16 protein-coding genes and 1 pseudogene are annotated in these 18,726 nt (G+C 69.2%); 12 read left to right on the forward strand and 5 right to left on the reverse strand.

Annotated features, from left to right (window positions below):
* Positions 1-334: 334 nt before the first annotated feature.
* From ACRXBZ_RS01180 to ACRXBZ_RS01190, 3 genes are all read left to right on the forward strand, one after another.
* Complete coding sequence (locus ACRXBZ_RS01180) at positions 335-1,375, forward strand: glycoside hydrolase family 130 protein (protein ID WP_433877362.1); 1,041 nt, start codon at positions 335-337, stop codon at positions 1,373-1,375.
* A gap of 29 nt (positions 1,376-1,404) precedes the next feature.
* Positions 1,405-4,020: a GH92 family glycosyl hydrolase gene (locus tag ACRXBZ_RS01185; RefSeq protein ID WP_433877363.1), complete on the forward strand. Its 2,616-nt coding sequence runs from the start codon at positions 1,405-1,407 to the stop codon at positions 4,018-4,020.
* 72 nt (positions 4,021-4,092) lie between these two features.
* Positions 4,093-5,283, forward strand: coding sequence for a L,D-transpeptidase (locus ACRXBZ_RS01190; RefSeq protein WP_433877364.1), 1,191 nt, complete (start codon positions 4,093-4,095; stop codon positions 5,281-5,283).
* A 99-nt stretch (positions 5,284-5,382) separates the two neighbouring features.
* Here ACRXBZ_RS01190 and ACRXBZ_RS01195 read toward each other — a convergent pair whose 3' ends face one another.
* Positions 5,383-5,775 carry an MFS transporter gene (locus ACRXBZ_RS01195; RefSeq protein WP_433877365.1) on the reverse strand — a complete coding sequence of 131 codons (393 nt, stop codon included), beginning with the start codon at positions 5,773-5,775 and terminating at the stop codon, positions 5,383-5,385.
* 73 nt (positions 5,776-5,848) lie between these two features.
* Positions 5,849-6,301, reverse strand: coding sequence for an MFS transporter (locus tag ACRXBZ_RS01200; protein ID WP_433877366.1), 453 nt, complete (start codon positions 6,299-6,301; stop codon positions 5,849-5,851).
* A gap of 93 nt (positions 6,302-6,394) precedes the next feature.
* Between ACRXBZ_RS01200 and ACRXBZ_RS01205 the strand changes: the two genes are divergently transcribed.
* From ACRXBZ_RS01205 to ACRXBZ_RS01225, 5 genes and pseudogenes are all read left to right on the forward strand, one after another.
* On the forward strand, positions 6,395-7,618 hold the full coding sequence (locus tag ACRXBZ_RS01205) for a cytochrome P450 (protein ID WP_433877367.1): 1,224 nt from the start codon (positions 6,395-6,397) through the stop codon (positions 7,616-7,618).
* 2 nt (positions 7,619-7,620) lie between these two features.
* Positions 7,621-8,271, forward strand: coding sequence for a TetR/AcrR family transcriptional regulator (locus ACRXBZ_RS01210; protein WP_433877368.1), 651 nt, complete (start codon positions 7,621-7,623; stop codon positions 8,269-8,271).
* Between the two features lie 28 nt (positions 8,272-8,299).
* On the forward strand, positions 8,300-8,500 hold the full coding sequence (locus ACRXBZ_RS01215; RefSeq protein ID WP_433877369.1) for a ferredoxin: 201 nt from the start codon (positions 8,300-8,302) through the stop codon (positions 8,498-8,500).
* Complete coding sequence (locus tag ACRXBZ_RS01220) at positions 8,497-9,678, forward strand: NAD(P)/FAD-dependent oxidoreductase (RefSeq protein WP_433877370.1); 1,182 nt, start codon at positions 8,497-8,499, stop codon at positions 9,676-9,678. The genes ACRXBZ_RS01215 and ACRXBZ_RS01220 overlap by 4 nt, the downstream gene beginning before the upstream one ends.
* A gap of 281 nt (positions 9,679-9,959) precedes the next feature.
* Positions 9,960-10,051 (forward strand): annotated as a pseudogene (locus tag ACRXBZ_RS01225) (IS982 family transposase); the annotation flags it as partial.
* 393 nt (positions 10,052-10,444) lie between these two features.
* Here ACRXBZ_RS01225 and ACRXBZ_RS01230 read toward each other — a convergent pair.
* The 3 genes from ACRXBZ_RS01230 to ACRXBZ_RS01240 all read right to left on the reverse strand — a co-directional run bounded on the left by ACRXBZ_RS01230 (position 10,445) and on the right by ACRXBZ_RS01240 (position 13,113).
* Positions 10,445-11,458 carry a M14 family zinc carboxypeptidase gene (locus ACRXBZ_RS01230; protein WP_433877371.1) on the reverse strand — a complete coding sequence of 338 codons (1,014 nt, stop codon included), beginning with the start codon at positions 11,456-11,458 and terminating at the stop codon, positions 10,445-10,447.
* 129 nt (positions 11,459-11,587) lie between these two features.
* Entirely contained in the window at positions 11,588-12,856 is a 1,269-nt protein-coding gene (locus ACRXBZ_RS01235) for an aspartate aminotransferase type Ic (protein ID WP_433877372.1), read from the reverse strand.
* Positions 12,853-13,113 carry a hypothetical protein gene (locus tag ACRXBZ_RS01240; protein WP_433877373.1) on the reverse strand — a complete coding sequence of 87 codons (261 nt, stop codon included), beginning with the start codon at positions 13,111-13,113 and terminating at the stop codon, positions 12,853-12,855. Before ACRXBZ_RS01240 ends, ACRXBZ_RS01235 begins: the two co-directional genes overlap by 4 nt.
* On the opposite strand from ACRXBZ_RS01240, the gene ACRXBZ_RS01245 reads away from it, so the two are divergent.
* From ACRXBZ_RS01245 to ACRXBZ_RS01260, 4 genes are all read left to right on the forward strand, one after another.
* Positions 13,112-13,510, forward strand: coding sequence for a tripartite tricarboxylate transporter permease (locus ACRXBZ_RS01245; protein WP_433877374.1), 399 nt, complete (start codon positions 13,112-13,114; stop codon positions 13,508-13,510). The two genes, ACRXBZ_RS01240 and ACRXBZ_RS01245, sit on opposite strands and share 2 nt — an antisense overlap.
* Positions 13,511-13,546: 36 nt before the next feature.
* Positions 13,547-15,466 (forward strand): acyl-CoA dehydrogenase family protein, encoded by a 1,920-nt coding sequence (locus tag ACRXBZ_RS01250; protein ID WP_433877375.1) that lies wholly within the window; start codon positions 13,547-13,549, stop codon positions 15,464-15,466.
* Positions 15,467-15,656: 190 nt separating this feature from the next.
* On the forward strand, positions 15,657-17,729 hold the full coding sequence (locus ACRXBZ_RS01255) for a TRAP transporter permease (RefSeq protein ID WP_433877376.1): 2,073 nt from the start codon (positions 15,657-15,659) through the stop codon (positions 17,727-17,729).
* Positions 17,719-18,699 (forward strand): TAXI family TRAP transporter solute-binding subunit, encoded by a 981-nt coding sequence (locus ACRXBZ_RS01260; protein ID WP_433877377.1) that lies wholly within the window; start codon positions 17,719-17,721, stop codon positions 18,697-18,699. Before ACRXBZ_RS01255 ends, ACRXBZ_RS01260 begins: the two co-directional genes overlap by 11 nt.
* Positions 18,700-18,726: the final 27 nt, after the last annotated feature.

The raw sequence follows: 18,726 nt of genomic DNA on the forward strand, positions 1-18,726 counted from the left end.
CCCCATAGCTAAAGCAAGGGGTCTGCGCACTACGTTTCCCCGATCAAGGCCGTTGCGGCGGCCGTGCTCTTCGTCCCGGCGTTCCAGTCCGGTCTCGCCCAGTGCGTGCACGCGATCTCGTCGTGGCCGACGGCCTTTGCAAAGGGAATCCCCGCGAAGAGCAGAAGCACGAATTCGTCCTAACTGGACATCACGCAGGATGAAAGTGCATGTCCTGCCTGACAGTACCCAATTCTTGTCTCGTTGTCATACCCGATCGGATATTGCCGGGGACCGGGTGGCTCGATACGTTGGAACGATCTGCGAGTAGACAACGTTGTCAACGGGAGGTCTCTTGCCACGCCCAAACGACGTCCCGATCAATCGTCGGCGCGCGCTCCTGGCAGGTGCAGGTGCTGCGATCGGAGCAGCCGCGATTCCGCCGCTTTCCGGTGAAGCCACCGCCTCTCGGGAAAACGCCGCGGCATTTCCGCTGGGGCCGTTCGAGAAGAGCCCGCACAATCCGATCCTGCGGCCGGATCCCGCCCACGAATGGGAATCCGCCTACCTCTACAATCCGTGTGCGATCCTCGTCGAGGACCAGGTCGCGCTGCTCTACCGGGCGCAGAACGCGGCGAAGACCTCTTGCATAGGTCTGGCGTTCAGCGACGACGGCGTGACCTTTCGCCGCCATCCCGAACCGGTGCTCACACCCACCGAGCCCTGGGAGATCCCGGGCGGCTGCGAGGATCCGCGAGTCGTGCGGATCAACGGCACGTACTACCTGACCTACACCGCCTACGACAGCCGGCGGGCGCTGCTCTGCATGGCCACCTCGACCGACCTGGTGCGCTGGGCGAAACATCCCCCGCTGTTCCCGAACCTGCCCGATCCCGGCCACGGGCCGGAACCCTGGAACAAGTCCGGTGCGATCGCACCGGTGCCGATCCAGGGCTGGTACCGGATGTACTTCGGCGAGTCGAACATCTTCTGGGCGCGGTCGAGGAATCTGCTCGACTGGGAGACGCCTGGCAACGACGATCCCGTTGCCACACCGGTGTTCCCGTGGGAGAAATCGCTCATCGAGCCCGGCCCGCCACCGGTGCTGACCGACGACGGCCGCCTGCTGCTGATCTACAACGGCCGGGCCGACGGCAGCGGCGGCTACCAGAAAGGGCAGTACTCCGGCGGGCAGCTGCTCATCGACCCGCAGAACCCGACCAAGGCCCTCGCCCGCCTCGAACGCCCCTTCATCTTCCCCACCGCCGACGACGAGCAGAACGGCCAGGTCAACCACGTCGTGTTCAGCGAGGGCCTGGTCCGGTTCCGGGACCGCTGGTTCCTGTACTACGGCATGGCCGACTCGGTGCTCGGCGTGGCCACGGCCCCGGCCTGATACCCCGATCCCTCCCGAAGAGGAGCATGATGAACGAATCGAGAAGGCGAATTCATCTGAGGCCGAGCAGAAAATCCCGGTTCACCGCGCTGCTCGCAATATCGGTTGTGGCGGCCGCCCTGCCGTCGGCTGCCGCAGCCGCGCCGGCCGGAACCGCGGCGATGGCCGGCGATCCGGCGCAGTACGTCAACCCGTTCGTCGGCACCAAGCCCGGCGGTCCGGACTTCGGCCACGGCGGCGGCGCGGGCAACACTTTTCCCGGTGCGGTGGCCCCGTTCGGCATGATGCAGTGGAGCCCGGACACGGAAACCTACCAGCACGGCGGATATTTCCGCGACGACAACCGGATCCGCGGCTTCAGCCTCACCCACATTTCCGGCGCGGGCTGCGGGGACTTCGGCAACATCCCGTTCATGCCCGTCCTCGGCGATCGCCCGGTGGACAACTACACCTTCTCCCACAGCAACGAATCCGCCGCACCCGGCACCTACGGGGTCACCTTCGACAACGGTCTGAAGGCGGAGCTGGCCGCCACCCAACGCTCCGGAATCGCCCGCTTCACCTATCCGCAGGGGCAGCAAGCCGCGCTGTCCATCGACGCGGCCAAGGCGTTCAACAACGCGACCGGTTCGCTGACCATCGGCACCAACACCATCAGCGGGTACAACGACAGCGGCGGGTTCTGCGGGGCGGACAACCGGTACAAGGTCTACTTCCACGCCAGCTTCGACCGCGATTTCTCGAGCACCGGAGTCGTCGAGTCTGGCGAGGTCGACCACAATCGCACCCAGATCTCCGGCGCATCAGCAGGAATCGCCGCGCAGCCGACCAAGTACGCCAGCCCGTCGTCCGCCCATTCCGGGGCCGGCGACGGGGCGCAGGCGTTCGTGAAGTTTGACACCAGCACCGATTCCCCGGTCGTCGCCCGGGTCGGAATCTCCTTCGTCAGCGCGGAGAACGCCAAGGCCAACGCGGAAGCCGAGCAGGGCACGAAGAGCTTCGACGAGATCCGCGACGGCACCCGCGCCGCGTGGAACGGGATGCTCGGCCGTATCGACGTCGGCGGTGGCACCGATGAGGACCGCCGACGCCTCTACACCGGCCTCTACCACTCGCTGCTGCACCCGAACGTCTTCAGCGACACCAACGGCCAGTACACCGGGTTCGACGGTCAGGTGCACGCGGCTACCGAAGGACATGCCCAGTACGCCAACTTCTCCGGCTGGGACGTCTACCGCTCGCAGATCCCGCTCGTCGCGCTGATCGCACCCGGCATCGCCTCCGACATCGCGCAGTCCGCGCTCAACCAGTCCGTTCAGGGCGGGTACTTCGACCGCTGGACGGTGGCCAACGGCGGCACCGGTGTCATGGTCGGAGACCCGCTGCCGATCATCATCGCCAGCTCCTACGCCTTCGGCGCCACCGACTTCGACGCAGCCGGGGCGCTCAAGAGGATGGTCGACGGCGCCGCGAACCCCAGCGAACGCGCGGGCCACAACCAGTACAACTCGCTCGGCTACGTGTCTCCGGGCGTGAACGGCGTGTGGGGATCGGCGTCCACCACTCTCGAGTACACCAGCGCGGACTTCGCCGTGGCGCAGCTGGCCGGCCGCATCGGAGCCGCGGACGTGCACGACGCGTTCATGACCCGCGCGCAGAACTGGAAAAACCTCTTCAACCCCGGCAACGAGTACCTCCAGCCGCGCAACGCCGACGGCTCCTGGCCATCGTTCGACCCCGTGCAGCACGACGAGTACGTCGAAGGCAACGGCGCGCAGTACACCTGGATGGTCCCCTACAACCACCGGGCGCTGTTCGACCTGATGGGCGGCGACGAGCGGGTCACCTCGCGGCTGGACGCCTTCTTCACCGAGCTCAACGGAGGTCCCGACGAGCCCACCGCCTACCTCGGCAACGAGCCCACGCTGAACACCCCGTGGGCGTACGCATATGCCGGGCAGCCGCACAAGACGCAGGACATCGTCCGCCGCGCGCTCGTGGAGTTGTTCAAGTCGACGCCGGACGGCGAGGTCGGCAACGACGACCTCGGCCAGATGTCGTCCTGGGCGGTCTGGGCCTCGATCGGCATGTACCCGCAGGCGCCGGGGCGGGCCGAGTTGGTGCTCGCCAGCCCGCTGTTCTCCTCGGTGGTCATCGACCGGGGCAACGGCACCAAGATCACGATCAACGCGCCAGGTGCCGCCGAGAACGCCAAGTACGTGCACGGCCTGAAAGCAAACGGAACCGAAAGCAGGAAACCGTGGCTCGGCGAGGATTTCGTCGCGGCGGGCGGGACGCTGGACTTCGCCTTGGGCGACGAGCCCGACATCACCTGGGGAAGCTCCCCGGCGGACGCGCCGCCGTCCTATGACGCGCCGCCCCCGGCGGGGCCGACGGGTGCGATCGTCGGCTTGTCCGGCAAGTGCGTGGACGTCGCCGACTCGGACACCAAGGACGGCACCCCGATCCGGCAGTGGACCTGCAACCAGACCGGAGCCCAGCGGTGGACCGACCACGGTGACGGCACCCTCCGCGCGCTCGGGAAGTGCATGGACGTCGGGAGCGGCGGCGCGGCGGCGCGACTTTGGGAGTGCAACGGCACCAAGGCTCGGCAGTGGGAACCCCAGCACCTCCCCGGCAAGTGAGGGACTTCCTAGCCGTTCACGACCGCATGATCGTGTTGAGACATTCGCATCGGCCCCGGACAGTGGTGTCCGATGTCGAGTCGGATGGCTGCGGGAATGGGGGCCGGAATGCGGGTCACAACAGCGGGGCTGGTCGTCGGAAGCGTGCTCGCCTGCGCGCTGACCTCGTGCTCGGAACCCAAGCCGTCCGTGGCGAGCGTGACGGCCTCGGTACCGGATCGGGCCGGCCAGATCGCCCCCAGCGAGCCTCTGGTCGTCTCCGCGCACGAGGGCACGCTCACCTCGGTCGCGATTACCACAGACGGGGGAACTGCGGTGCCCGGTTCGCTGAGCGACGGCGGCCGCAGGTGGCGCACGACGGTGCCGCTGGAGTTCGGCAAGACCTATCACGTGCGGGCCCAGGCCGAGGACGTGGACCGCAAGCCCTCAGTCCCGCTGAACTCGACGTTCCGCACCGCCACACCCGTGGACACCGTCACCGTGGAGAGGACCCGGCCCACCGACGGCGACACGGTCGGCATCGCGATGCCGGTGTCGATCTACTTCAGCAAGCCGGTGACCGACCGGGCCGCCGTCGAACGCCGCCTGTCGGTCGAGCCGTCGGTGCCGACCGAAGGCTCGTTCCACTGGATGAGCGACGAACAGATCAACTGGCGCCCCAAGGACTTCTGGCAACCCGGAACCAGCGTCCGGGTTCGCGCGCGGCTGTACGGCGTGGACACCGGCGGCGGCGTCATGGGAACCGCCGACCACGAGAGCAGCTTCCTCGTCGGACGGGACCAGCGTGCGGTCGGCAACGTCGAGGACCACACCTTCACCGTCTTCCAGGACGGCCAGCAGATCCGCCAGTTCCCGGCCTCCTACGGCAGGAGCGTCTACCCGACCCAGTCGGGCATCCACGTCGCCTTCGAGAAGCACACCTCGACGCGGATGCGCTCGGACACCTGGGGAGGCCCGCAGAAGGGCCAAGCCGGCTACTACGACGAGGTCCTGCCCAACGCGGTGCGAATCTCGAACAACGGCGAATTCGTGCACGTCAACGCCGCCACCGTCGGGCAACAAGGCGTCGCCAACGTCTCGCACGGATGCGTGAACCTGTCGCCGGCCAACGGAAAGTGGTACTTCGACTTCGTGCAGATCGGCGACCCGGTGGAGATCGTCGGTTCCGACCGCCCGCTGACCACGGCCGACGGGGACATCCCGGACTGGACGATCCCCTGGAACGATTACGTCAAGGGCAGCGCCCTCTACCAACCCCGCTGACCACAGCGCCAGGCTTGCCGTTTCCGCAGGTCCGGGGCCGTGCGTCTGTCGGGCTGCCATAGCTGCCCAAAACTCACGGTCCCGTGACCACCGCTGCGGTCAGCTGATCGCCGGCTTTCGGGGCGGGAAGGCCGCGATCGCGAAGGCGATGACGGCCGCTGCCGCGCCCATCGCCATGATCACCTGGAAGCCTTCCCGGGATGGCACCGTCAGTGCGCCGAACGCCGTCGTCAGCTGGGCCAGCACCGCACCCGCGACCGCGCTGGAGACCGACGTGCCGATGGCGCGCATCAGGGTGTTGAGGCTGTTGGCCGCTGCGGTCTCCCCCACCGGCACCGCCGCCATGATGAGCGCCGGCATCGCGCCGTAGGCGAGGCCGATGCCCGCCCCGATCACGCTGGAGACCAGCACGAGCTGCCAGACCCCGGACATCAGCACGATGCCCAGGCCGTAGCCGGTGGCGACCACGACGGCGCCCAGCACCAGGGTCACGTTGGGGCCCTTGGCCTTCGAAACGCGCGCGACAGCGGCGCCATCGCCATCATCACCAGTCCGGACGGCCCCATCACCAAGCCCACGACGACCATCGTCTGCCCCAGGCCGTAACCGGTGACCGCGGGCAACTGCAGGAGCTGCGGCAGGCCCAGGGACATCGCGAACATCGCGAACCCGACGAACCGGCCACCAGCAGCGCCAGGCTGGTCAGCAGCATGCGCCGTTTGCCGTACATGTCTCCCTGCCGCCCCACCACCGGGGTCGCAACGGCCCCGGCGAGCAGCGTCGTGGTGATGGCCCACGCGGAGTCGGCCGCCGACGCCCCCAGCAGCGCGGGCAGCACGGGCAGCACGGGGACCAGCGGGATCACCAGGGTCTGCATCACCGAGACCACGATCCCGCTGAAGGCCAGTACCACCACGACGCTGTTGGACCGCGGCGGGCTCGATACCGCGGTGTCGACGGGCTGGACTGGGGCGTTGGGCAGGTCGGGGGCCTCCGTAGGGCATGCGTGGGTGGTCACTCTGCGAGACCAGACATTAAATCAATTGCTTGACCTAAACCAGCGGAATCGGTTAACTGGTCGCCGACAGGCGACCGACCCGGAGGAGCATGCATGGCGGGCAACGTCGATAGCGAGCGAGCGCTGAGCTACCCGATCCCCGGCACGGCGGCGCTGGAGCCGCCGGCCGAGTGGGCGCAACTGCGGCAGGAATGCCCGGTAGCGCGGGTGACGCTGCCCAGCGGGGACGGGGCAGCGCTGCTCACCCGCTACGCGGACGTCAAACAGGTGCTGTCCGACCCGCGGTTCACCCGCCAGCTCAACGCCGACGGCGCGGCCCGGATCTCGGCCAACGAATCGGGCGGGGTGTTCAACAGCTCGATGGCCGACTTGCTGCCCCAGACCGGCGAGGGGCACCAGCGGTGGCGACGGATGGTCGCCAAATGGTTCACCGCGCGGCGGATGACCGCGCTGCGGCCCGAGATCGAGGCGATGGCCGATCGCCTCATCGACGACATGGTGGCGCGCGGCGCCCCGGCCGATCTCAAGGCGGGCCTGGGTTTCCCGCTGCCGGTGTGGGTCATCTGCAACATGCTCGGCGTCGCGGACAGCGACCGGGACAAGTTCGCGTACTGGTCCGACACGTTGCTCAACCTGACCCGGTACCGGCAGGAGGAGATCGACGCGGCGCAGGCCGAGTTTTTCGCTTACATGGCCGCCCACGTCGCCACCAAGCGGGCAGACCCCGGTGCGGACCTGCTCAGCGAGCTCATCACGGCCACAGACGCCGAAGGGCGTGGGCTGACCGACGGGCAGCTCGTGGCCACCGGCCAGGGCCTGCTGGTCGCCGGGCACGAGACCACCGCGAACATGATCAGCAAGATGGTGGCGATGCTGCTCTCCGACCGGCGGCGGTGGGAGCAGCTGCTCGCCGAACGGGCGCTGGTGCGCACGGCGGTGGAGGAAGCGCTGCGGTTCGACGCCAACCCCGGGTTCGGCATGCCGAGGTACATCAGCGAAGAGGCCGAGGTTTCCGGCACCAAACTGCCCGCCGGCACGACCGTGGTGTGCAGCATGGCCGCGGCCAACCGCGACGCCACGGCCTTCGACGGCGCCGATGAGATGGACCTCGGGCGCAGCCCGAACCCCCACCTGGCTTTCGGCGCCGGGGCGCACTCCTGCCTGGGGCAGGCGCTGGCCCGCACCGAACTGCAGGCCGTGCTCGACGTGCTGCTCCGGAGGCTTCCCACTCTGGAACTGGCCGTCGCGGTGGAGGACCTGAACCGGGTCGAGGGACTGGCCGTCGGCGTTCTGCGCGAACTCCCGGTGCGGTGGTGACGATGGCCGGGAGGACCGTTCGGGCGGACCGGGTGAACGCGACGCGGGAGCAGATCCTGACGGCGGCGGAACGGCTGTTCGCCGAGCACGGGGTGTTCGCGGTGTCCAACCGCCAGGTCAGCGAGGCCGCGGGGCAGGGCAACAACGCCGCTGTCGGCTACCACTTCGGCACCAAGACCGACCTGGTGCGGGCGATCGCGCGGAAGCACGCCGAGCAGATCGAACGGCTGCGGCTGGAGATGGCCGCCGAGGTCGAGGGCTCCACCGAGGTGCGGGACTGGGTCGCCTGCCTGGTGCGCCCCACCACCGAGCACCTGGCCGCTCTCGACAGCCCCACCTGGTTCGCCCGGTTCGGCGCCCAGGTGATGACCGACCCGGCGCTGCGCGAGATCATGATCGACGAGGCGCTCACCTCGCCGTCGCTGCTGCGGGTCCTCGACGGGCTCAACCGCTGCCTGCCCGACCTGCCGATCGACGTGCACCTGGAACGCGGCGACATGGCCCGCCAGCTGATGGTCCACATGTGCGCCGAACGCGAACGCGCCCTCGCCGATGGCACTGCCACGCCACGGCTGAGCTGGCACGACGCCGCGGCCGGGCTGATCGACGCGATCGTCGGGATGTGGCTGGCACCGGTCACATCACGCCCCTGATCGGCCCCCAAGCAGAGGAGAACTGCTCTTGAAGGTGACCGTTGACGAGGAAAAGTGCTGCGGGGCGGGGCAATGCGCGCTGCTCGCCCCCGAGGTGTTCGACCAGCGGGAGGCGGACGGCATCGTGATCCTGCTCGACGCCGAACCGGTCGAGTCGCTGCACACCTCCGTCCGCGAAGCCGCCAGCATGTGCCCGGCCGCCGCGATCGAGCTCGGCGAGAGCTCATGAGCGGTCCCGCCGGCGTGCTGGTGGTCGGAGCTTCCGCTGCCGGTCTTGCCACCGCAGAGGCGTTACGGCGCAAGGGATATCGGGGCGATCTGACCCTACTGGGGGCCGAGTCGCACCCGCCTTACGACCGGCCACCACTGTCCAAGCAGGTGCTATCCGGAACCTGGGATACCGAGCGGACCCGGCTCCGGCAGCCCGCGACGGTGTCCGGACTGGACGCCGAGATCATCCTCGGTGATCCGGCGGTAGGCCTGGACGTGGCGACACGCACCGTCCGCACCGCGTCCGGGCTCGCCCTGAGCGCCGAAGCGATCGTCGTGGCGACCGGGCTCCGGCCCCGCACGCTTCCCGGCCAAGGCGAACTGACCGGTGTCCACGTGCTGCGCACTCTCGACGATTCCCTGGCCTTGCGGCCTGCCTTGCTGGCCGCTTCGCGGGTCGTCATCGTCGGGGACGGCGTGCTCGGCACCGAAATCGCTGCCACCGCAAGGAAAATGGGCGCGGAAGTGACGCTGGCCGGCCCGCAGCAGGCGCCGCTGGAAAGCCAGTTCGGCTCGTTGGTCGGCAACCTGCTGGGCGAACTGCACGCCGAACACGGGGTCTGCCTGCGGTTGGGCACCGCAGTTACCGGACTGACCGGACGGCACGGCCGGGTCACCGGTGTGCGCCTGGACACCGGCGACGAGCTACCCGCCGACGTGGTCGTGGTGGCGTTCGGAGCCACCCCGGCAACGGAATGGCTGGCCGGCAGCGGACTTCGGGTGGACGACGGGCTCGTGTGCGATTCCCGCTGCCGGGCGGCGGAGGGGATCTACGGCGCCGGGGACGTGGCCCGCTGGCAGCACGACGCGCTCGGCGCCTCGCTGCGGCTGGAGAACCGGACCAACGCCACCCAGCAGGCCTACGCCGTGGCCGCCAACATCCTCGGCGAGGACCAGCCCTACGTCCCGGTCCCCCACTTCTGGACCGACCAGTTCGACACCAAGATCCAGGTGCACGGGTTTCCCGACGGGGACGCAGAAGTGACCATTGTGGACGGAAGCACGGCGGAGCGGCGATTCGTCGCGCGGTACCGGCACAACGGCAAGGTCCTCGGCGTGCTGGGCTGGAACATGCCCAAGCAATGCCGCCTGCGCCGCCAGGAAGTCGTCGATGCGCTCTCCGCGCCGGTCTCGTGATAACAGCTCAGGAAGGCAAGCGATGACCGATGTGCTGAATCCGGTTGGCGAGAACTCCGCGGACGTCCCAGAGTATCCGATGGCACGGGCGGCGGGCTGCCCGTTCGATCCGCCGCCGGAGCGGATGACGGACCGGCGATCTCCGACGAGCTACGGGCGCAGTCCCGGCAGGTGATCTAGATGATTGATTCCGTGAAGATCACGTGAACGGAGGAGTCGGTGAGCGGGTAGAAGAGGAGGGTGTTCAAGATCAATATGTAAATAAAGAACTAAACACCCTCCTGACTGCACCTACGTGCTCGTCGACGACCACGTTGTTCCCGCCCGCACAGGGCGAGGTCGTCAACCGCTACTCACGGACAGTGAGCTCATTGCCGACGGGTTCGGGCTCCACGCCGCCCGAGCCGTCGGCGGAAGCGGTCGCGACGTCTCGGGCAGCCGGTCGTGCGGTGTCCACATCGGACGGTTGGGTGTGCGCGGTGCAGGACCAAGGCCCGTGAGCGTTTTTCGGTGCTATGGCACCCAAAATCACTCACGGCCAGGTGGCGACCTTCGCCGCGGCGGCGCGTCGGGTCGGTAGCGGAAAGTCCGGCCGCGAGCGTCCGCGACGGCGCCCGGCCTGTGGACCAGCGGGGGGCTCGGCGAGAGCGCGCTGGACGGTTCGCCGGCGCGAGCCTGGAGGAGCCGGGGCAGAACCGCCGCACGGCCGAGCACCCAAGCCTCGACCTCGCGGCCGCCGACATCCTGAGGCCGTTACCCGCTCGCGTCAGTCGGCATGCGTGCCGGCCGCAGCGGCCTGCGGGATCGGCTCGCCGCGCGGCGGGATCGCGTCCGCATCGGCCGGGTCGATCGTCCCAAGCGAACCATCGGCCGCACTCCGCGCGATGGCCAACATGGACCGCAGAGCCGAATCGATCTGCGCCTGCTCATGCTGCGGGCCCATGTCGCTGAGTTCGATGAGCACGCTGCCGCTGCCGCGCAGGCCGTAGGCGTTGCGGGCGATGCCCCGGTAGTCGCCGCCGGGGTACTGCGAAACGTTCGCCCCGCCATCGGTCATCGACCGCTGCGCCACCACCGAGATCTGCTTGGCCAGCTCGAGGTTGCTCGGCGTAACGCCCGGGTTCGTCGGCCACATCAGCGATGCGGTGATCTCGCGTCCGCCACCGTCGGCGTAGCGACCCTGCATGTGGTAGTCGACCACGATCGGCGGCTGGAACTCCGCGTAGTGGCGCTGGATCAGGCCCGCTTCGGTAGCGGGATTGTTCTCGGGCGCGACCGCCGGGTCGTGGTAGCGGTTGATGTCGTAACCCTTGCCCGCCGCGCCGTAATCCGGAGCCGCGTCGGGGGCGTAGTTGTACCGCCAGTTCAGCTCGTGGCCGTCCGGGTTGGCCCGCACCACGATGTCAACGGTCACCTGCGACCGCAGCCAGCGCTGGTAGCGGCTCTGGCCGACCCCGACCTCGCGCAGGAACTCCAGCGCGGCCTGGGTGCCGAGCGGCTCGTCGCCGTGCTGCTGGGTGACGTAGAGGACGCGCAGCGGCCCGTCGCCAATCCTCGCGCTCCACACCGGCCGGCCCTGGTTGGACTTGCCGATCGCGGCGACCTCGATCGCGCCGTGGCTCCGCCTCTGGAGTTCGTCCAACTTCCGGGCCAACTCGGCGGTGCTGGGCCGGGGATCGATCCGGCCGGGCGGCGCCGCCTGGGACGGCGCGACGAACCCCAGCACGGAAAGGACTGCTACGACAACGGAAAGCAGCGCTATGCGCGTCGACTTCGCCATGACGCAGGAGTCTGCCCCGCCGAACGACCGAACCACAAGATCGGCAGCCCGATTGCGTTACGCATGCAACGAACCGACGGCGGTACGGCCAAGCGCCGCTCAACCGCACCACCGCGAAAAAGCAGCCTCCTAGCTGGCCTGCTTCTCGTAGCCGACGAGACGGACGCAGACGGTGAGCCCCTCGATCGCCCGCTCCAGCTCTTCCAGCCCCGGGTAGCTCGGCGCGATGCGGATGAAGGCGTCGCGCGGGTCGTTGCCGTACGGGTGCGTCGCGCCGGCCGGGGTCAGCGCGATGCCGGCCTCCTTGGCACGGCACACGACCTCCTTGGCGCACCCGTCCTGCACCTCCAGGGACACGAAGTACCCGCCCTTGGGCGAGGCCCAGGTGGCGAGCCCGGTCCCGCCGAGTTCCGCCTCCAGGATCCGCGCCACCGCCTCGAACTTGGGCTGCAGCAGGGCGCGCTGGCGCTCCATGTGGGCCCGCACCCCGTCCGCGTCCCGCAGGAAGATGGCGTGCCGCAGCTGGTTGATCTTGTCGGGGCCGATCGACCGCTTGGAGTTGTTGCCGAGCAGCCACTGCACGTTCGCGGGCGACGAGCCGAAGAAGGCGACGCCCGCGCCCGCCGCGGTGATCTTCGAAGTGGAACCGAACACGAAGACCCGGTCGGCGTTCCCGGCCTCGTCGCAGGCTGCGAGGAGGTCGGCGATCTCGACGGGCTCTTCAGTGAGGTGGTGGGCGGCGTAGGCGTTGTCCCAGAAGATCCGGAAGTCGGGCGCGGCAGTGCTCATCGATGCCAGCCGCGCCACGGTCTCGTCACCGTAGCTGACGCCGTCCGGGTTGCTGTACTTCGGAACGCACCAGATGCCCTTGATCGCCGGGTCCTCGGCGACGAGCCGCTCCACGACGTCCATGTCCGGGCCGTCAGCGGTCATCGGCACCTGGATCATGTCGATCCCGAACCGCTCGCAGAGCGCGAAGTGCCGGTCGTAACCGGGCACCGGGCACAGGAACGCAATCCGCTCCTGGTCCACCCAGCGCGATTCGGCGTCCGGCAGGACGCTAAGCAGGGCGTGCACCAGGCAGTCGTGCATGAGTTCAAGACTGGAGTTCCCGGCCGCGAGCAGCTGCGCGACCGGCACCTGCAGCACCCCGGCGAAGATCTCCCGGAGCTCGGGCAGCCCCTGCAGCCCGCCGTAGTTGCGAACGTCCGTGCCGTCGGCGGCGGTGTGCCGCCCGCCGGGCAGGCTCAGCAGGTCATCGGAGAGGTCGAGCTGCTCCGGCGAGGGCTTGCCCCGGGTGAGGTCGAGCGAGAGCAGGCGTTCCGCGAGGTCCTGGTAGTCCTGGCGAGCCCGCTCAAGGAGCCCGGTCAGGGCGTCGGCGCTCAGCTCGGTGGTCATGGTGCTTCCTCTCCCAGGTGCCACATCGACGGTGTTGCGCCCGCCGAGCTTACAAACCGGCCGCCGCCGGAGTCAGGAAAGATCCGGGCGTCGTCCACCGGTGCGTACGAGGCGAGCCGGGCGGCGAGGTCTTCGGCGGGCAGGTTGGTGTAGTCGCCTCCACCGCCGTTGGTGGCCCCGTCGAACAGCGCGCTTTCGAGCAGATGCCGGCGCTGTGCGCGGAGTTCCGCAAGCGAGTGCTTACGAGCCACGTACATGGTCACCAACAAGATCGGCCGGCTGTCGCCGATGATGCGGGACTGGGCGGCGTCGCGGGGCGCGATCCTGCGCGGCTTGATCCTGGGCTTCGTCATCGGCGTGCTGCCCGGCGGCGGTGGCGTGATGTCCTCGCTGGCCTCCTACGCCCTGGAGAAGCGCCGGTCGCTGTATCCCGAGAGGTTCGGCAAGGGAGCCGCCGAAGGCATCGCCGGTCCGGAGACGGCGAACAACGCCCCGTCGGCTTCCGCGTTCGCCCCGCTGCTGACGCTGGGCATACCGTCGGACAGGGCGTCGCCGGCGGGGGCGGTGCTGCGCGCCGCCCGATCGGCTGACGTGCGGGGCAACCACCCGGCCGTCGGGTTTTGCCGGTTACCGATCAGTAGTATCGTTGCGTGACCGACATCACCAACGTTCGAACCGTTGGGGGCATTGATGACCACAGTGGACAGAAATCGCGAAGTTCGGGTTGACGCCGCGCAGGCCCGGCAGGTGGCCGAGGAGGCCCGCGAATCCCGCTGGGACCGGCCGAGCTTCGGCAAGGAGCTGTTCCTCGGCAGGCTGCGGCTCGACCTGATCGACCCGATGCCCGACGGCCAGAGCTCACCCCAGGGGGAGGCGTTCCTCGAGCGGTTGCGCGAGTTCTGCGAGACGGAGGTCGACGGACGCCAGATCGAACGGGACGCCCGGATCCCGGACGCGGTCATCAACGGACTGAAGGACATCGGCGCCTTCGGCATCAAGATTCCCGCGGAGTACGGGGGCCTGGGGCTGCCGGCGGTCTACTACCACCGGGCGCTGATGCTCGTCGCCACGGCCAACCCGTCGATCGGCGCGCTGCTGTCCGCGCACCAGTCCATCGGCGTGCCCCAGCCGGTGAAGATGTTCGGCACCGCCGAGCAGAAGCGGCAGTTCCTGCCGCGCTGCGTCCGCGAGATCACCGCGTTCCTGCTCACCGAGCCCGACGTGGGCAGCGATCCGGCGCGGCTGGCCACCAGCGCGGTGCCGAGCGCGGACGGCCGGAGCTACACGCTCAACGGGGTCAAGCTCTGGACGACCAACGGCGTGCTCGCCGACCTGCTGGTGGTGGTGGCGCGGGTGCCGCGCTCTGAGAGGCATCGCGGCGGCGTCACGGCATTCGTCGTCGAAGGCGACGCCGACGGCATCACCGTGGAGAACCGCAATTCGTTCCTCGGGCTGCGCGGCATCGAGAACGGCGTGACCCGCTTGCACGACGTCGTGGTACCCGCGGAGAACCGGATCGGCCGCGAGGGCGAAGGCCTGAAGATCGCGCTGACCACGCTGAACACCGGGCGCCTGTCGCTGCCCGCGATGTGCGCCGCCGCCGCGAAGTGGTGCCTGCTGATCGCCCGCGAGTGGTCGGCGCAGCGGGTCCAGTGGGGTCGGCCGATCGGCGAGCACGAAGCGATCTCCGACAAGGTCTCCTTCATCGCAGCCACGGCTTTCGCCCTGGAGGCCGTGCTCGAACTCTCCGGCCGGCTGGCCGACGCCGACCGGCACGACATCCGCATCGAAGCGGCCCTGGCCAAGCTCTACGCCTCGGAGATGTCCTGGCTGGTCGCCGACGAACTGGTGCAGATCCGCGGCGGGCGCGGCTACGAGACGGCCGACTCGCTGGCCGCGCGGGGCGAGCGCGGGGTGCCCGCCGAGCAGCTCCTGCGCGACCTGCGGATCAACCGGATCTTCGAGGGCTCCAGCGAGATCATGAAGCTGCTGATCGCCCGCGAAGCGGTCGACGCGCACCTGTCGGTGGCGGGCGACATCATCGACCCGAAGGCGGACCTCTCCCGCAAGGCGCGCGCGGCCGCCCGCGCCGGTGGCTTCTACGCGCGTTGGCTGCCGACGCTGGTGGCCGGGAAGGGGCAGCTGCCGGGCGGCTTCGGCGAATACGGGCCGCTGGCCGAGCACCTGCGGTTCGTGGAGCGGGCCAGCCGGCGGATCGCGCGCCAGACCTTCTACGGGATGTCGCGCTGGCAGGGCAGGCTGGAGCACCGGCAGCTGTTCCTGGGCCGCATCGTCGACATCGGCGCGGAGCTCTACGCGATGAGCGCCAGCTGCGTGCACGCCCGCTCGGCAGGCCAGGACCCGTCGGCGGTGGAGCTGGCCGACGCGTTCTGCCGCCAGGCGCGCCGCCGCGTCGAGACGCTGTTCCGGCAGCTCTGGCACAACACCGACGCCGCCGACCGGGGCCTCGCGCAAAGGGTGCTGGACGGCCGCTATTCCTGGCTGGAGGAGGGCATCCTGGACGCCTCTTCGGACGGACCGTGGATCGCGGAATCAACACCGGGACCGTCACAGCACGATAACGTCCGCCGGACCGTGCCGCGCACATGACAATCCACTGTGGACTAATATCCGGGAACCGCACCGGCTGCCGCGCGACCACGCCTATTGACCAAGGCGAGTGACGCCAGTTACATTCCCGCCGCAAAAAGGACTTTTGCACCGGGATTCGCACGGTGACTCCCCGGACGGCGGCATGCGCTTGTCCGAACACCGCCGAACGGCACGGAAGGGCAAGCGCATGAGCCAGGCGACGCGGCCTGAGCACAACGACGAACCAGCCAAGGAAGGCACCGCGCAGACCGACGTCGGCGAGATCGTCGCCGCACACGACGAAGAACGCCCAGCCCGGCAACTGTCCCGCCGCCCGGACCTGCTCGTCTACCTCGTCGCCCTCGCGGTCGCCGCGCTGGTGCTCAAGCAGGTCTTCTACCCGCTCACCAAGGGCAACCAGTACTACCTGGTCATCTTCCTCGGCTGCACGCTGCCGCTGGTGTTCCTCTGCTACCGGCCGGGCAGTCGCCGCCCGAAGGGCGACCGCGACGACCCGGCCTGGTACGACTGGGTGCTCTCGGCGATCGCCCTGCTCGTCGGGTTCTACCCGGTGCTGCCGGTCCCCTCCGGGGGCTTCGACGCGTTCCTCGACCGCCAGGGCAGCTTGTCCACCGTGGACATCGTGGCCGGGGCGCTGCTGCTCCTGCTCGTCCTCGAAGCGACCCGGCGCACCACCGGCTGGATCCTGCCGGTGATCTGCGCGGCGTTCATCGGCTACGCCTACTACGGCGGGTTCCTGCCGCAGAACTGGGGAATCGCGCACGCGGGCGTGGACTTCAGCCAGATCGTCAACGCACTCTACAACGACGCCAGCGGATTCTACGGCACGCCGCTGGACGTCGCCGCCAGCTACATCGTGCTGTTCACCATCTACGGAGCGGTGCTCAACGCATCCGGCGCCGGCCAGTTCTTCGTCGACTTCTCCTTCGCCGCGTTCAAGCGTTCCCGCACCGCGCCGGGCCGCACCACGGTGCTGTCCGGGTTCCTGCTCGGCACCGTGTCCGGATCGGGCACCGCGACGGCGGTCAGCCTCGGCGCGATCACCTGGCCGATCCTGCGGCGAGCCGGTTATCCGCGGGAGAACGCCGGCGGGCTGCTGGCGGCGTCGGGCATCGGCGCGATCCTGTCCCCGCCGACGCTGGGTGCGGCCGCATTCATCATCGCCGAATACCTCCAGACCTCCTACCTGACGGTGCTGATCTGGGCCACCTTCCCGACGGTGCTCTACTACCTCGGCATCGTGTTCGCGGTGGAGGCCGACGCTCGCCGCTTCGGCGCCAAGGCAGTCAACACCGAACACGGCAGCGCGTGGCGGCTGCTGCTGCGCGGCGGTTACCACTTCCTGTCGCTGGCGATCATCGTCGTGTTCCTCGCCCTGGGCATCCCGCCGTTCGCGGCCGTCGTCTACGCGACCGGGGTCGCCGCGCTGTTCACGCTGATCTCGGGGCTCGTCCGGGCCGAACACGGCCCGGGTCCGGCGGCGTTGAAGTGGTTGCGGGACATCGTGGACGCGCTGTCGGCCGGGGTTCGTGGCGCGCTGCCGGTGGTGGCGGTGTGCGCGGCGGCCGGGATCATCACCTCGACGATCACCAAGACCGGGCTGGGCCAGGAACTCGCCGACGCACTGGTCTCCGCCGCCCAGGCGATCACCAGCAACCCCACCGCCATCCTGGTGTTCACCGTGGTGTTCGCCGCGCTCGCGGTCGGCGTGCTGGGACTCGCGGTGCCGGTGACGGCGTCGTTCATCATCGCGTGGGTGGTGATCGGGCCCGCGCTCGGCGCCCTCGGCGTCGCCGATGCCGAGCGGGCCATGTTCATCTTCTACTACGCGGTGCTCTCCGAGGTGACGCCGCCGACCGCGCTAGCCGCGGTCGCCTCGGCCGCGATCACCGGCGGCCGGATCACCGCGACCATGATGCAGGCCTGGAAGTACACGCTGCCCGCGTTCCTGGTGCCGATCGCGTTCGTGCTGACGGACAACGGATCCGCGCTGCTGCTGCAAGCCGATCCGCTCACCATCGTATGGGTCGCCGCGGCGTCCATCGTGGCCGTCGCCGCGCTCAGCGTGGTGACCGGCGGCTGGCTAGCCGGCCCAGTACGCCGCCCGGTGCGCCTGCTGTTCGTGCCGGGCGCATTGTGCCTGCTGTACCTGGAACCGCCGGTGGTGGCGACCGGCCTCGGCTTCTGTGTGCTCGGTCTGGTCGCGCAGCTGGTCCTGCGCCGCAGGGAAACGATCAAGGAGGTCCGTGATGCGGATTAGGGGATTACTGGCGGCGACCGCGGCGGCGGTGCTCGTGCTGTCCGGCTGCGGCGGCAAGCAGGTGCAGGACAACCAGGCCGGCGGGGGCCAGTCCTGCGAGGCCGCCGACGGCCGGTTGACGATCGCCACCGGCAACACCGGCGGCGTGTACTACGTGCTCGGCGGCGGTCTCGCACAGCTGATCAGCAACAACACCAAACTCCGTGCCACCGCGGCGGAAACCGGCGCGTCGGTGCAGAACATCCAGCAGCTGGCGGCCGGCGACTACGACATCGCATTCACGCTCGCCGACACCGCCGCCGACGCGGTGCAGGGCAAGGAGAGCTTCGCGGGCAAGCCGCAGCAGATCCAGGCCCTGACCCGGCTGTACCCGAACTCGACGCAGGTCGTGGTGCGCGCCGACTCCGGCATCAACAGCGTGGCCGACATGCGCGGCAAGCGGATCTCCACGGGCTCGCCGAAGTCGGGCACCGAGGTCATCGCCAACCGGGTGCTGTCGGCGGCCGGGCTGAACCCGGGCACCGACATCCAGGCGCAGCGCCTGGCACTGGGCAAGGCGGTGGACGGCATGAAGTCCGGCACCGTCGACGGCCTGTTCTGGTCCGGTGGCCTGCCGACCCCGGAGATCACCGACCTGACGACCTCGCTGGGCGGCGCGGTGAAGTTCATCGACATCACCCCGCAACTACCCGCGATGCAACAGATCAGCCCGGTCTACGAGGCGAGCACCATCCCGGCCGCCACTTATAAGCTGCCGGCGGACGTCCCGACGATCGCGGTGCCGAACCTCCTGGTGGTCCGCGGGGACTTCCCGGCGGGCAACGCCTGCGCGATCACGAAGCTGATCTTCGACAAGCGAGCGGACCTCGAGCAAGTCCACCCCTCGGCCAAGGAGATCACGAAGGACAACGCCACCAAGACCGACCCGATCCCGCTGCACCAGGGCGCCAAGCAAGCCCTCGGCGGCTGATTCCCGTTACAGCAGGCCGCGTTTGGC

Source organism: Saccharopolyspora hattusasensis (genome assembly GCF_050972075.1).
In the GTDB taxonomy this organism is placed as follows: Bacteria; Actinomycetota; Actinomycetes; order Mycobacteriales; family Pseudonocardiaceae; genus Saccharopolyspora; species Saccharopolyspora hattusasensis.

Coding starts and splice junctions, on each gene's coding strand:
- ACRXBZ_RS01185 (WP_433877363.1), top strand. CDS start 1,405: ATGAACGAATCGAGAAGGCGAATTCATCTGAGGCCGAGCAGAAAATCC.
- ACRXBZ_RS01190 (WP_433877364.1), top strand. CDS start 4,093: ATGTCGAGTCGGATGGCTGCGGGAATGGGGGCCGGAATGCGGGTCACA.
- ACRXBZ_RS01205 (WP_433877367.1), top strand. CDS start 6,395: ATGGCGGGCAACGTCGATAGCGAGCGAGCGCTGAGCTACCCGATCCCC.
- ACRXBZ_RS01210 (WP_433877368.1), top strand. CDS start 7,621: ATGGCCGGGAGGACCGTTCGGGCGGACCGGGTGAACGCGACGCGGGAG.
- ACRXBZ_RS01220 (WP_433877370.1), top strand. CDS start 8,497: ATGAGCGGTCCCGCCGGCGTGCTGGTGGTCGGAGCTTCCGCTGCCGGT.
- ACRXBZ_RS01230 (WP_433877371.1), bottom strand. CDS start 11,458: ATGGCGAAGTCGACGCGCATAGCGCTGCTTTCCGTTGTCGTAGCAGTC.
- ACRXBZ_RS01235 (WP_433877372.1), bottom strand. CDS start 12,856: ATGACCACCGAGCTGAGCGCCGACGCCCTGACCGGGCTCCTTGAGCGG.
- ACRXBZ_RS01245 (WP_433877374.1), top strand. CDS start 13,112: ATGGTCACCAACAAGATCGGCCGGCTGTCGCCGATGATGCGGGACTGG.
- ACRXBZ_RS01240 (WP_433877373.1), bottom strand. CDS start 13,113: ATGTACGTGGCTCGTAAGCACTCGCTTGCGGAACTCCGCGCACAGCGC.
- ACRXBZ_RS01250 (WP_433877375.1), top strand. CDS start 13,547: ATGACCACAGTGGACAGAAATCGCGAAGTTCGGGTTGACGCCGCGCAG.
- ACRXBZ_RS01255 (WP_433877376.1), top strand. CDS start 15,657: ATGAGCCAGGCGACGCGGCCTGAGCACAACGACGAACCAGCCAAGGAA.
- ACRXBZ_RS01260 (WP_433877377.1), top strand. CDS start 17,719: ATGCGGATTAGGGGATTACTGGCGGCGACCGCGGCGGCGGTGCTCGTG.